The sequence below is a fragment of the Polynucleobacter sp. UB-Piko-W3 genome (assembly GCF_018881635.1).
GTDB lineage: Bacteria > Pseudomonadota > Gammaproteobacteria > Burkholderiales > Burkholderiaceae > Polynucleobacter.
In genome coordinates, this window is record NZ_JACVPY010000002.1 from 573,294 (window position 1) to 587,078 (window position 13,785).

General features: G+C 45.2%; 14 protein-coding genes and 1 tRNA gene. 11 read left to right on the forward strand and 4 right to left on the reverse strand.

The window, feature by feature from the left end:
* The first annotated feature begins 23 nt into the window (after positions 1 to 23).
* From cysS to ICN31_RS03265, 9 genes are all read left to right on the forward strand, one after another.
* Positions 24 to 1,442 carry a cysteine--tRNA ligase gene (cysS, locus tag ICN31_RS03225; protein WP_216258515.1) on the forward strand — a complete coding sequence of 473 codons (1,419 nt, stop codon included), beginning with the start codon at positions 24 to 26 and terminating at the stop codon, positions 1,440 to 1,442.
* Entirely contained in the window at positions 1,427 to 2,098 is a 672-nt protein-coding gene (locus ICN31_RS03230; RefSeq protein ID WP_216258517.1) for a DNA-3-methyladenine glycosylase, read from the forward strand. Before cysS ends, ICN31_RS03230 begins: the two co-directional genes overlap by 16 nt.
* 9 nt (positions 2,099 to 2,107) lie before the next feature.
* Positions 2,108 to 3,079, forward strand: coding sequence for an acetyl-CoA carboxylase carboxyltransferase subunit alpha (locus tag ICN31_RS03235; RefSeq protein ID WP_216258525.1), 972 nt, complete (start codon positions 2,108 to 2,110; stop codon positions 3,077 to 3,079).
* Positions 3,045 to 4,340 (forward strand): tRNA lysidine(34) synthetase TilS, encoded by a 1,296-nt coding sequence (gene tilS, locus ICN31_RS03240; protein WP_216258526.1) that lies wholly within the window; start codon positions 3,045 to 3,047, stop codon positions 4,338 to 4,340. The genes ICN31_RS03235 and tilS overlap by 35 nt, the downstream gene beginning before the upstream one ends.
* Positions 4,341 to 4,424: 84 nt before the next feature.
* Entirely contained in the window at positions 4,425 to 5,675 is a 1,251-nt protein-coding gene (locus ICN31_RS03245; protein ID WP_216258528.1) for an aspartate kinase, read from the forward strand.
* A 77-nt stretch (positions 5,676 to 5,752) separates the two neighbouring features.
* Positions 5,753 to 5,847, forward strand: a tRNA-Ser gene (locus ICN31_RS03250).
* Between the two features lie 171 nt (positions 5,848 to 6,018).
* Positions 6,019 to 6,594 carry a phasin family protein gene (locus ICN31_RS03255; protein WP_216258530.1) on the forward strand — a complete coding sequence of 192 codons (576 nt, stop codon included), beginning with the start codon at positions 6,019 to 6,021 and terminating at the stop codon, positions 6,592 to 6,594.
* Between the two features lie 348 nt (positions 6,595 to 6,942).
* Positions 6,943 to 7,239 carry a hypothetical protein gene (locus ICN31_RS03260; protein ID WP_216258531.1) on the forward strand — a complete coding sequence of 99 codons (297 nt, stop codon included), beginning with the start codon at positions 6,943 to 6,945 and terminating at the stop codon, positions 7,237 to 7,239.
* Between the two features lie 27 nt (positions 7,240 to 7,266).
* Positions 7,267 to 7,740: a Smr/MutS family protein gene (locus tag ICN31_RS03265; protein ID WP_216258533.1), complete on the forward strand. Its 474-nt coding sequence runs from the start codon at positions 7,267 to 7,269 to the stop codon at positions 7,738 to 7,740.
* Here the strand turns inward: ICN31_RS03265 and ICN31_RS03270 are convergent.
* Positions 7,733 to 8,251, reverse strand: coding sequence for an adenine phosphoribosyltransferase (locus ICN31_RS03270; protein ID WP_216258535.1), 519 nt, complete (start codon positions 8,249 to 8,251; stop codon positions 7,733 to 7,735). The genes ICN31_RS03265 and ICN31_RS03270 overlap by 8 nt on opposite strands.
* Before the next feature lie 11 nt (positions 8,252 to 8,262).
* On the opposite strand from ICN31_RS03270, the gene ICN31_RS03275 reads away from it, so the two are divergent.
* Positions 8,263 to 8,820 carry a 5'-methylthioadenosine nucleosidase gene (locus ICN31_RS03275; protein WP_216258536.1) on the forward strand — a complete coding sequence of 186 codons (558 nt, stop codon included), beginning with the start codon at positions 8,263 to 8,265 and terminating at the stop codon, positions 8,818 to 8,820.
* Between the two features lie 7 nt (positions 8,821 to 8,827).
* Positions 8,828 to 10,504: an AMP-binding protein gene (locus ICN31_RS03280; RefSeq protein WP_216258539.1), complete on the forward strand. Its 1,677-nt coding sequence runs from the start codon at positions 8,828 to 8,830 to the stop codon at positions 10,502 to 10,504.
* 25 nt (positions 10,505 to 10,529) lie between these two features.
* On the opposite strand, the gene ICN31_RS03285 is transcribed toward ICN31_RS03280, so the two are convergent.
* From ICN31_RS03285 to ICN31_RS03295, 3 genes are all read right to left on the reverse strand, one after another.
* Entirely contained in the window at positions 10,530 to 12,278 is a 1,749-nt protein-coding gene (locus ICN31_RS03285; protein WP_216258542.1) for an IlvD/Edd family dehydratase, read from the reverse strand.
* Positions 12,279 to 12,348: 70 nt separating this feature from the next.
* Positions 12,349 to 13,227, reverse strand: coding sequence for a transporter (locus ICN31_RS03290; protein WP_216258549.1), 879 nt, complete (start codon positions 13,225 to 13,227; stop codon positions 12,349 to 12,351).
* Positions 13,228 to 13,246: 19 nt separating this feature from the next.
* A complete protein-coding gene (locus ICN31_RS03295) occupies positions 13,247 to 13,783 on the reverse strand; it encodes a hypothetical protein (RefSeq protein WP_216258551.1) in 537 nt (178 codons plus the stop codon).
* Positions 13,784 to 13,785 lie beyond the last annotated feature (2 nt).

A 13,785-nucleotide genomic window follows, 5' to 3' on the forward strand; every position in this document is an offset into this window, starting at 1 on the left:
ACTTGCCCCACCTTTATAGCCCTATGCTGCAAATCTATAACACCCTAAACCGCTCAAAGCAGGCATTTGAGCCCATCGTACCGGGCCAGGTGAAGATGTATGTCTGCGGCATGACAGTGTATGACTTCTGCCACATTGGCCATGCAAGGGTCATGATTGTCTTTGATATGGTGGTGAGATGGCTACGCGCAAGTGGTTATGAGGTGCTTTATGTTCGTAATATCACCGATATTGACGACAAGATTATTCAGCGCGCTATTGAAAATGGCGAACCTATTTCTACTCTTACCAATCGCTTTATTGATGCCATGCATGCCGACTCTGATGAGTTGGGTTTAATGCATCCCGACCAAGAGCCAAGAGCAACCGATTTCATTGCTCAGATGCAGGGCATGATTGGTAAGCTCATTGAAAATGAATTGGCGTATCAATCGGACAATGGTGATGTTAATTTCGCAGTGCGCTTGCTCCCAAGATATGGTCAGCTTTCTGGTAAGTCCTTGGATGAACTCAATGCGGGTGAGCGTGTGGCGATTGTTGGTGGCAAACGTGACCCCTTGGATTTTGTTCTCTGGAAAAGCGCTAAGCCACAAGAGCCTGCAGATACCCGCTGGGCATCACCATGGGGTGAGGGCAGACCAGGTTGGCACATCGAGTGCTCCGCAATGTCTTGCGACTTATTAGGTGAGCATTTTGATATTCATGGCGGCGGCGCTGATTTACAGTTCCCCCATCATGAAAATGAGATTGCCCAAAGTGAAGGCACTTTGTATGGCAAAAATCGCAAAGAGGACGATGCTCCATTCGTAAATTATTGGATGCATAACGGCCATATTCGTGTCAATGAAGAGAAGATGTCTAAATCTCTAGGCAACTTCTTCTTAATTCGTGACGTTCTGAAAAGCTTTGATCCAGAAGTGCTGCGTTTCTTCATGCTCAAGGCGCATTATCGAAGCCCGATTAATTACAGCGATCCGCAACTGGAAGAGGCACGTGCTGGCTTAGTGAGGCTCTATACAGCCCTGGCCCAAGCTGAAGCTAAGACCGTTACCCTTGATCCTCAAAACTTGTGGGCTAAGCGTTTTGCTGATGCGATGAATGATGACTTCAATACCCCCGAGGCCATTGCCGTGCTGTTTGATCTAGCAAGCGAGGTCAATCGTGCCCAGGGTGCCGAGCAACAGGCCCTAGCTAGCACTATGAGGTCACTCGCTAACTCGCTTAATTTCTTGCAACGTGACCCAACCGAATTCTTGCAAGCAGGATCAAAGCAAGACAGTGGCTTAAGCGCAGCTCAAATTGAAGAACAAATTACCCAGCGACTAGCCGCAAAGCTTGCAAAAGATTTTGCTAAATCTGATTTGATTCGTAAGACACTTTTAGATCAAGGTGTAGTTTTAGAAGATAAGCCAGGCGGCTTGACAGAATGGCGAAGAACTTAGTGACTACAGTTAAAGAAAAATCGATTTTGCAAGAAATTGCCCCAGAATATTGGGAGCAAGCTTGTCGTGAGCTCATGAAGCAGGATCGCATCCTCAAAAAACTCATTCCAAAATATGGCTCTGGTTTTTTAGTGACCCGTGGCGATGCATTTACGACATTAGCTAGAGCGATCGTAGGGCAGCAAATTTCGGTAGCTGCTGCCCAGGCAGTTTGGGATCGAGTAGTGATTGCCAGTAAGAAAAAAGTTATTCCTAAAAATATCTTGCTGCTATCTGTTGAAGAATTACGAGCCGCTGGCTTATCGGGTCGTAAAGTGGAATACATCAAAGATTTGGCTGATCACTTTGATTCTGGACGATTGCATGCCAATCAATGGAAAGATATGGACGATGAGAGCGTCATCAAGGAATTAAGCTCAATTCGAGGAATTGGGCGCTGGACAGCAGAAATGTTCCTGATTTTCAATATGGTGCGTCCCGACATCCTGCCATTAGACGATGTTGGCCTGATTAAGGCCATTTCCCTCAATTACTTCAGTGGAGAGCCTGTAAGCCGCCATGAAGCCAGGGAGGTGTCCGCAAACTGGGCCCCGTGGCGTACGGTTGCCACCTGGTATATGTGGAGAAGTATCGACCCCATTCCGGTTGAATATTAAAATCAGACTATGAAAACGACTTTCCTAGATTTTGAGCAGCAAATCGCCGAATTAGAAACAAAGATCGAAGAGCTGCGTTTTGTGCAAGATGAATCATCGGTTGATATTTCCGATGAGATCAAAACGCTGGCAGAAAAAAGTCAACAACTCACAAAAGATGTCTACGCTAACCTCACACCCTGGCAAGTTTCACAAGTAGCGCGTCATCCACAGCGCCCTTACACTTTGGATTACATCGGTGCATTGTTTACAGACTTTCATGAACTGCATGGTGATCGCACATTTGCTGACGATCAATCTATCATCGGAGGCTTAGCACGTTTCGATAACCAACCTTGTATCGTCATCGGACATCAAAAGGGTCGCGATACCAAAGAGCGTGCGCTTCGCAATTTCGGTATGAGTCGTCCTGAAGGTTATCGTAAAGCGATGCGCCTCATGCGCCTTGCAGAAAAATTTGGTATTCCGGTGTTTACTTTCGTTGATACGCCTGGCGCATTCCCCGGTATTGATGCGGAAGAGCGCAATCAATCTGAAGCGATTGGTCGTAACCTCTATGTTCAGGCGGAATTGGAAGTGCCCATCATTGCTACGATTATTGGTGAAGGTGGATCAGGCGGAGCTTTAGCAATTGCGATGGGTGATGTAGTGTTGATGTTGCAAAACTCCACCTATTCTGTAATCTCTCCAGAAGGATGTGCCTCGATTTTGTGGAAGACTGCCGATAAGGCGCCTGAGGCCGCTGAGCAACTCGGTTTAACTGCTCAAAGACTCAAAACTTTGGGCTTGATTGACAAGATTGTGTCTGAGCCGGTTGGTGGTGCTCATCGAGACTACGACACCATGATGGCAAATATGCGTAAGGCCCTGAGCGAGTCCTTGAAGACTTTTGATGGCATGAAAATAGATGCACTTCTGGAGCGTCGTCATGAGCGTCTGATGAGTTATGGCAAGTTCAAGGAAATCACAGCAAAGTCCTAAGTCAGGAAAGCGAATTGCGGTTGCCTTGAGTGGTGGCCTCGATTCGGTTGTGCTACTGGACACCGTTTGTAAAGCGCAAACTAAAAATCAGCCTTCCCAAATCTTTGCCTTTCATATTCATCACGGTCTACAAAAGCAGGCTGATGATTGGCTGATCTTTTGCGAGAAGCTTGCGAAAAGATATCAAATCCATTTTGATTTCAGGCTTCTCCATTTAATTGGGGAAGAGCGGGGAAATATTGAATCCCGAGCAAGGGCAGGGCGTTATGAGGCCCTTGCTGATCTCTGTATTGAGTATGGCATTGAGGACTTACTCTTGGCGCATCATCAAAATGATCAAGCAGAAACGGTACTTCTTCAACTCCTCCGCGGTGCTGGTGTAGCTGGCGCGTCAGGCATGCCTCATAGCCGAGTCTTTGATACCAAAGAAGGCGAGATCACACTCTGGCGACCTCTACTTAATCAAAATAGAAAAGAGCTTGAGGCTTATGCCAAAGAGCACAAATTGAAGTGGATCGAGGATCCGAGTAATCAAGACGTTCAATACCGTCGCAATGCAATCCGAAAAACAATCATCCCGGCCTTAGAAAAGATTCAGCCCGAAGCTATCGCTAATCTAGCGCGTAGCGCAGGATTACTGGGTGAAGCGCAAGCCTTGCTTGATCGATTGGCTAGCCAAGACGGCAAAACCATCATCCTTAAAGACGGGCTTCAGCTAAAGCCACTGCTTGAACTTGCAAAAAAAGATTTACCTGCAGCCAATAATGTTCTGAGATATTGGTTAAGGACAAATGGGCTGGCGATGCCATCGCAAGAACGACTTGCCGCTTGGTGGAGTGACCTCAATACAGTCAAGGCCGGCGCTCAATTGGAATGGGCCCATGATGAAAAGCGTATTCGGTTTTGGCGTGGATTTTTGCAAATTGAAAATATGAATGCTGGTATGTGGGTTTTTAAAGCAATCCCCAGCTCAAGTAAAACTCCTGGGATTCCAAGTCAATTGGTCAAAGAGGCTCAGAAAGCTGGCCTCATCACTCAAAAAGACAGGTCCGGCTCAGAAAAAATTCAGATCAAAGCAAATACGCCGCGCAAGAGCCTTAAAAATCTCTTTCAGGAGGGTGATGTTCCACCGTGGCATCGCAATGCCCCCCTCTTGTATATCAACGGGGATTTGATTGCTGTGGCAGGGGTCGGCTTGAGCTACCCCCATCTAGTTCATTCGGGGCCCAGGGTACGACCCGAGTGGCAACAGCAGGCTTAACAGGTTTAAAACCCTGTAAAATAAGCCTTTTTTGATCCTCAGGAAATTCGTTTCCTGCTACAGATAGTGAAATAGACAGTTTTTATGGCTCTAATCGTTCATAAATATGGTGGCACCTCAATGGGCTCAACGGAGCGTATTGGGAATGTTGCTAAACGCGTTGCCAAATGGATGCGTGCTGGCCATCAAGTGGTCGTAGTGCCTTCTGCAATGTCAGGCGAAACCAATCGCCTGCTGGGCTTAGCAAAAGAAATTAATTCTGATGCAAATCCTCGTGAGTTGGATCAGATTGCCTCAACAGGTGAGCAGGTCAGCTCTGGCTTGCTTGCGTTGGCATTGATGCGTGAGGGTGTTGATGCAGTGAGTTACGCTGGCTGGCAGGTGACTGTTCATACCGATTCTGCTTTTACTAAAGCGCGCATTAAGAGTATTGACGACAAAAAAATTCTGAGTGATTTGAATGCTGGCAAAGCAGTAGTAGTTACTGGTTTCCAAGGCGTTGATCCAGATGGCAACATCACAACATTAGGTCGTGGTGGTTCAGATACATCTGCAGTGGCGATGGCTGCTGCGCTCAAAGCAGATGAGTGCTTAATCTACACCGATGTCGATGGGGTTTATACAACCGACCCTCGTGTTTGTGAAGATGCGCGGCGCCTAGATAAGATTACCTTTGAAGAGATGCTAGAAATGGCTAGCTTAGGTTCTAAGGTATTGCAGATTCGTTCAGTTGAATTTGCTGGTAAGTACAAAGTTAAAACCCGGGTTCTGTCTTCCTTGACAGACCCTTTGATGCCTTTAGACATAGAGATGAAGTCAGGCACCTTGATTACATTTGAAGAGGACAGCACTATGGAAGCCGCAGTTATTTCCGGCATCGCCTTTGCGCGTGATGAAGCGAAGATTACCGTCTTGGGAGTTCCAGATCGCCCAGGTATTGCATATCAAATTTTGGGACCAATCGCTGACGCCAATATTGACGTTGATATGATTATTCAGAACCAATCAGTGGATGGTAAAACAGACTTTACCTTTACAGTTCCTCGTGCTGATTATCAGAAGGCATTAGATCTACTGAAGAACAGCGTGCAAGCACACATCGAAGCGAAAGAGATCTCTGGTGACCCTAAGGTCTCTAAAGTTTCAGTAGTTGGCGTAGGTATGCGTTCGCATGTAGGAGTTGCTAGCAAAATGTTTCGCACATTATCTGAAGAGGGCATCAATATTCTGATGATCTCCACTAGTGAAATCAAAATTTCAGTTGTGATTGATGAGAAATATATGGAATTAGCAGTACGTGCTCTTCATAAGGCATTTGAGCTAGACCAGAAGTAAGGCGGTAAAAGGGCGGTAAAACCCCACAGAAGCGGTTATCCGTTAAACTGTTGGTCGTTGTAAAGAGTTAGAAATACGGAGACGTGGCCGAGCTGGTCGAAGGCACTCCCCTGCTAAGGGAGCATCGGGGCTAAAACTCTGATCGGAGGTTCGAATCCTCTCGTCTCCGCCAGTGCTTTCAAATAAACCCAGTAAATTCAATGACTTACTGGGTTTTTTGTTGTCCTTAATCCTCCTAATATTGATATTTGTCGGTATTTTTACAACTAAATGTTGCACCACAGCAAATTTGTGTTTAAAATGACGCATCGCAACAAATAAACCAACCTTATTAGGAGAAGTCATGTTTCAAACTCAATTAAACGATCAAATCGCTCAAACTCAAGCTAAAGCAGTTGAAAAAGCGAAACACTTGGCTCAAGTAGCTGTTGAAAGTGCTCAAGAATTAGCTGAAATCAACCAAGCTGCTGCTAAAGATGCATTGGCTGCTGCACAAGATGCAAGCACACAATTGTTAGCAATCAAAGATCCACAGCAATTTACTAAGTTGGCTCAGCCAGAAGTTGCTCAAGAAGCTGCTAAGTACGCTACTGCGTATCAAGCTAAAGTAAACAAAGTCATTCGCAACAGCAACAAAGAAGTTGCTCAAGTATTCGATGCTTCTATTGATGATGCACGCGATGACTTGGTTAAGTTCGTTAAAGAGTCTACTAAGACTGCACCTGCTGGATCTGAGGCTTTTGTATCAGCATTCCACACTGCATTTGATGCTTCACTCCAACAGTTTGACCAAATTCGCGCTACAGCAACTGATGCCTTCTCAAACTTTGAGAAGAGTGTTGACGCTGCTTTTGCAAATATTCAAGGTCAATATGCTCCTAAGTCAGCAAAGAAATCTGCTGCTAAGTTAGCTGCCTAATCAAGCTTTAATGCTTTCCGAAAGCCGCCTTAGGGCGGCTTTTTTCTTACCTCAATTTCCCTAATTTCTAGAAATTAACCCCTGTGTCCTACTACGGGTTTGTCCTATATAAATAAACTTCACAACTTCACAACTTCTGTAGTATAGTAGGTTTACTGGGAGAAGAAATGAAGAGACAAGTACCAAAAACACATCAAGCCTTGCAGTGGGTAGACAAGGGATTAAGCGCTGCGCAAGCGGCGAGGAAGATGGAGATTTCAGAATCCAGTGTGTATGCCGCTCTCAGAAAATCAAAAGCAAAAGATTCGGGCTGTTGCCCAACCTGTGGTCACAAACTAAGGAACTAAGATGAAAAAGACTCTATTAGCAGCGGTATCCATTTCTGTTGCTGCATTTGCTTACGCCAATACGGTTTCAGATTCATCAGCGCTGGTAAGTCAACAGTGCAAAATTTCAGCAGAGGCTGTGTCAACACTAAAGGGCTTGCGATACGGCAATACCTCAATTAAAAAAGATGTCTCTAGCCTGATTAATGCTCACTTGAAGGCGCCAGAGAATCGTGAGATAGCGCAGAAGGCTTTAATCCTGATGATTGATGACAAATCTACGGATGTTGGCACCTTAGAAGGCAAGTACTGCTCATAATATCCTCGGTCCAGTAGATTCTTCAGAGTGTCATTTGCTGCTGAGTGTCCTGATTGTGGGAACGCACGGACATTGTTTGATCAATGCCCGCATTGCGGCTCTGAACAATTACCAACCCTAAATACGGATACGATCGAGATCAATATCAAACAGGGTGGCCCCTATGTTGAGGAGGCTTTGGATCAGCTAACAGAGCAGCTGCGTAAATGTTTGGAGCTGGGAATTAAAGCCATCATTCTGATCCATGGATATGGATCGAGTGGGGAGGGCGGTCGTATCAAATGGGCGATTCATGATGCCCTAGAAAATAACCGATATTCGGATCGCGTAGAGGAGTACTTCTTTGGAGAGAATGTAGCCTACGGTAGTGAGTCTTATCATGCCCTATTAAAACGTCGACCAGGTCTTAAAAGATATTTAAAGCGCTTTAAAGAAGGTAATGCTGGAATGACAGTTCTCTTGCTAGGCACTCACAACACGAGAGGATTTGTTATTAGCTAACCAATACAGATATATTGGCGATGCCGTGTTGATCAAGCATTTGTTTGCCATTTAAGCTTGCTATCTCTAGCAAGGTAATTGCGCCGCATACCTCAAAGCCTGCGCTACGTAATAATTTATCGGCTGCGATGAGCGTTCCACCAGTGGCCAGAACATCATCAATCAGCAAAACCTTAGCATTTTTAGGAATGCTTGATTGCGCAATTTCTAGACAATCAGAGCCGTATTCAAGTCCATAGAATTCTTTGTGACTTGCCAAGGGAAGTTTATTTGGTTTGCGGGCAAGAGCTAAACCTTTATGGGCATGATGAGCCAGAGCTGATCCAAAGATAAATCCACGAGATTCAATGCCCAAAATATGGGTATAGTCAAAGTTCTGAGCCAGAGCCCCCATTTGAGCGATGGCCTCCTTGAAGGCGGCTGGGTTTGCAAGCAAAGGGGAGATGTCCCTAAAGAGAATTCCGGGTTTCGGAAAGTTCGGCACACCGGGTAGATAATCTAATAAATTCATTATTGGCAGACATGAAAACAGATCTCCTCATTATCACCGCATTGGAATCAGAGCTCAAGCGCGATGTACTCCCATCTGGAGTGGAGATGGTTTACTCTGGCATTGGTAAGATAAATGCTGTGCTAGCTAGCACTAAAGCAATTCATCAATTTAGCCCACGCAAAATCATGAACTTCGGCACAGCAGGAAAAGTAAATCCCCAGTTAGATGGTTTACTAGAGATTGGGAAGGTCATTCAACGGGACATGATGGCAGAACCTCTTGCGCCACGAGGAAAGACACCTTTTTGCGATAGGCCTCAGGAATATTTATCATCAGGAAAATATATCTGTGGCTCTGGCGATAGTTTTGTAACTGCTCCTGATCCCTGGCTGCTGAGCCAAGGAGTAGATGTAGTCGATATGGAGTTATTCGCCATAGCCTATGTTGCTAGTCACCATCAGATTCCATGGCACTCCTATAAATACATTACAGATGATGCCAATGAGAGCTCAGGCAATGACTGGCAGCAAAAAGTTCACCACGGGCAAGATTTATTTGTTGAAAAGTTAAAGCAACTCTTGAGCTAAAAAAGATATGGCCATCAATCCTTCTAAGCCTTGGCTAAAAAATTACCCTGAAGGCGTTCCTCATGAAATCGGGCCGCTGATTCATACATCTTTGACCCAATTTTTGGATGAGTGCTTTGACCGCTTTGGAAATCGTAAGGCTATTGAGGCTATGGGAAAGTTTTTCTCATATAAAGAACTTGATAGGCTCTCTAAAGACTTTGCTTCTTATCTACAAACTCTGAATTTAGAGAAGGGTGCCCGCGTTGCATTGATGTATCCTAATGTAATTGAGTATGTTGTCGCAATGATTGGCACTTTGCGTGCTGGCTATACAGTGGTGAACATTAACCCGCTTTATACAGCTCGAGAGCTCGAGGCCCAATTGCTTGATAGTGGAGCATCAGTTTTGGTTGTGATGGAAAACTTTGCTTACAGATATCAAGAAATTAATCCTATAGCGGGTATTGTGCAGGTGATTGTGAGTAGCCCAGGCGAATTAATGGGTCTGAAGGGCTATGTAATCAATTGGGTGGCTAGGAAAGTTAAAAAGTTAATTCCTGCCTGGCAGTTCGCCCACATGAGTTTCAAAGAAGCACTTCAGAAGGGCAGTCAGCAGCATTTTCACAAACCCAATATTGGCCTAGATGACATTGCGTTCTTGCAATACACCGGAGGTACGACTGGAACCTCTAAAGGAGCGGTATTACTTCACCGTAATATTCTTTCTAACGTGATGCAGATCGAGAGCTGGCTCAATCCAGGTCTAAAGCAAAAGCCAGAACAGCAATTGGTATTTCTGTGTGCATTGCCGATGACCCATATTTTTGCTTTAACTGCCTGTGCGTTGTTAGGTATCGCCAAAGGGAGTCTTTTAATACTTGTTCCTAATCCGCGTGACATTACTGGCTTTATCAAAATGCTCATCAAGCATCCAAATATCAATATATTCCCAGGTGTTAACACCCTTTTTCATGCGCTGATTCATCGTCCTGAGTTTAAAAAAGTGAAGCTTCCTAATCTATTAGTTACGATTGGTGGGGGCATGGCGGTTCACAAGAAAACTGCAGACCATTGGCAGGCCCTTACAGGTTCGCCTATTGCACAGGGATACGGTTTATCGGAAACATCTCCTGTTGTCTGCGTGAATACTCCACTAGAGAAGCATTTCACAGGACATATTGGTATGCCGCTACCAAGTACCAATGTTGTGATTCTCGATGACGATGAAGTTGAGTTGCCATATGGCACGCCTGGAGAGATTTGCATTTCAGGGCCACAAGTTATGCCAGGCTATTGGAATAAGCCAGAAGAAACTAGTCATTGCATGACAGCCGATGGTTTTTTTAAGTCGGGTGATATTGGATTTATCACCGATGAAGGCTACGTCGAAATCGTTGATCGTAAGAAAGATATGATCGTGGTGGCGGGGTTCAAGGTCTTTCCGAATGATGTGGAAGATAACCTATCCCAAATGGATGGCATTAGAGAATGTGCTGTGATTGGGGTGCCGCACCGTAAGCTAGGAGAGATTGTTAAGGCTTATGTGGTTAGGGACAACCACCATTTAACTGAAGCAGATATCTTGCAATACTGCAAAGATCATATGACCAGCTATAAACGTCCTCGAAAAGTCGTTTTCATCAATGAGCTCCCAAAATCTAATGTCGGCAAGATTTTGCGCCGAGAGCTCAGAAATATTTAAGAAAACAACACGTGCTATTAGATACTTATTTTCGAGGAGTTTTGCCAACCATCTTGGCTGCTCTTAAGAAATCAAAGTCCACGCCTTGATCTGCCTGTGTCACCGTATCTAAGAATAGCTTCTTATATCCACGCTCAGCAGTAGGCGATGTAATTGGATTTGCTTTGGCGCGCTTAGCCAGCTCTTCATCAGAAATGAGTAAGCTAATTTCTCGATTCTTGACGCTTAAGCGAATGCGATCGCCGTTATGTACATGAGCTAGTGGACCACCAATAGCTGATTCGGGGGTAACGTGCAGCACAATCGTTCCAAATGCCGTACCGCTCATGCGTCCATCAGAGATGCGAACGATGTCTTTTACACCAGAACGCGCTAATTTCATGGGGATGGGAATATAGCCTGCTTCAGGCATACCAGGCGCACCTTTAGGGCCAATGTTCTTGAGCACTAAAATATCATCGGCAGTGACATCTAAATCGGGGCTATCAATCCGACTCGCTAGATCTTCGGCGTTCTCAAACACCACGGCGCGGCCTTCATGCTCCATGAGTTTTTCGTTAGCAGCAGACTGCTTAATGATCGCACCACCAGGAGCGAGGTTGCCATGGAGAACAGCGATACTGCCGCGGGGATAGATTGGCTGATTAAATGGACGCACCACATCTTGATTGAAGCTTGGCGGTGCTGCATCGATTTCCTCGCCAAGCGTTCTGCCAGACACTGTCATGGTGTTGAGTTTTAACTGAGGCTTTAGTTCGCGTAACAAAGTAGCCATACCACCAGCATCATGGAAATTTTCCATGTAATGATCACCAGAGGGTTTTAGATCTACAAGGACTGGAGTTTCATTACCCATTTTGTCTAAGGCGTCTAGATCAATCTCAAGACCCATACGACCGGCAATAGCAGTTAGGTGAACAATCGCATTTGTAGAGCCACCAATCGCTAGTAATACACGAATCGCATTCTCAAAGGCATCTGCCGTCAGAATCTTATCTATAGTTAAGCCATCTTTAGCCATTTGGACTGCACAAGTACCCGTTTCTTCTGCAACCCGAATGCGATCTGCAGTCACGGCGGGTGGGGTGGCGCCACCTGGAACCGTCATACCCAAGGCCTCAGAGATGCAAGCCATCGTACTGGCAGTACCCATGACAGAACAAGTACCAACACTGGCTACTAGCTGATCATTGACCTCATCTTTTTCAATTTCATCGATCTCACCAGCGCGGAACTTTCCCCAATAACGGCGACAGTCAGTGCACGCGCCAACACGCTCGCTGCGATGTGAGCCAGTGAGCATTGAGCCAGTGATTAGCTGAATTGCTGGTAATCCTGCAGAAGCGGCGCCCATCATTTGTGCGGGGACTGTTTTGTCGCAACCACCAATCATCACTACCGCATCCATAGGCTGTGCAAGCAACATTTCTTCCGTATCCATCGACATCAGATTGCGCAAGTACATGCTGGTAGGTGCAGCAAAACTTTCATGAATTGAGATAGTCGGAAATTCCATTGGTAAGCCACCAGCAAGCATGACGCCGCGCTTGACTGCTTCAATGAGCTGCGGCATATTTCCGTGGCAAGGGTTGTAGGCGCTACCAGTATTGATAATCCCAATGACAGGGCGATCTAGGGCGCTATTGGTATAGCCAGCTCCCTTGATAAATGCTTTGCGTAAAAATAAAGAGAAGCCTTTATCGCCATAGCTTGTTAAGCCTTTACGTAAACCCGTCTCAGGTGCTGTTTTAGAATCTTTTGGCTTGGTGCTCATATTTGTCTCAATAAATGATTCATTTAAATACTATTTAATGCTAATTGTAGTCATGCAATCACTGGCTTGCCTATAAGCCTGCGCCCCAGCGATACTGCCAGGAAATACCAACAGCGTTATAGCTCGTATCAGTACGAGAATAGACACCAGTACTGCCAGTCAGACGAATGGCATTGCGCTTATCAACCGGATAAGAGATGGTGCTGCCAAAACGCCAGTTTTCTTGTGAACCACTCACGGCCGAGCCATTGACATAGGTCTGCCCGCCAAAAAAGTAGGTAGCATCAGCCGATATCCAAGCGGTATTGGGGAAGTAATAGATCACATGAGTTTCGGTTGAATACACGGGATTTTGGGATAGGGTGTTATTACCCATATAGTTAGAGTTGTTGGTATAGATCGATGCCATTCCAGCCAATTCTAAGCGCCATGAACCAACCGCTTTTGAAGCACCGATACCAGGTTGAATTACGGTGCGGTTTCCGCCAACATTGAGCATTTGATCGCTGTTGTACTTACCCCATGGAATGGAAGCAGCGAGACTTGCACCAATGATGAGATCTTGTTGATAGTTTTTGAACTCACTTGCCGAAAGAGCAGGTGCACCATATAAGTTAACAGAAGCCTTAATCATGGGGTCTGAGAGACCTTCAGCGGATGCATTGATCGCTTGGCCACCTAAGGTGCCAGTACCAGATAATTCAGAATAGGGTAGCACTAGACTAATTCGCCCGGACTGGCCGGCAACATCTAGGATATGAGTCAAGCTGATTGCTTCAGTGGTTAATTTATAGGGGCCACTCTTGACTTGGGCAATACCGCCCGTAACAAAGTTAATACCAATTGGTGCATTGGAATAGGCGCGGGCTTCAATTTCTTGAGCATTAGACTTAACAGATAGAAATGCGAGAATGCAAAAACAAAATAGTTTTTTAAGGAATGAGTCCACAGCAAACAACTTCAAATATCTACTGATCTGAAGAATCTCTTTTGCCAAAAAGAATATTCATCGTTGTATCTTCACCTAAGGCCAATCTCAAACCAACCAAGACGAGATACGGCCAAACGATTAACCAATAGACGATGGTCATCGCCAAGACATGCAGGGGATTTTTTTGGCCAAAACTTGCCATCGCATCAATAAAGTTTTTACCATGCATGAGTCCATCGATACCTGCTTCGACATAGTTCAAGCTAAGAACAACAAAAATATAGAAAAGCGATTCCAGGAAGAGAGATTTAATAATCCCATTGTTTTTGCTTACCTTAATTGGAAAGATAGCCTGCGCTATCAACATAAACTTAGCGCAGAGTCCTGCCTTAATGAGGGCAATTCCAAAAATGGATAAGGAAACAGGATGTTGTAAGTTAGTAACAGCTAAAAAAGTAATGGCGCAGAACCAAGTAGCAAAATAAGCGGTGAGGGCTAGAGCTTCCTTAGCTTCCGCCTCAACTTTTTTCTTAATGCTGGGCAAATGGCCTTCACTGCTTGCAGGTGTATTCATTA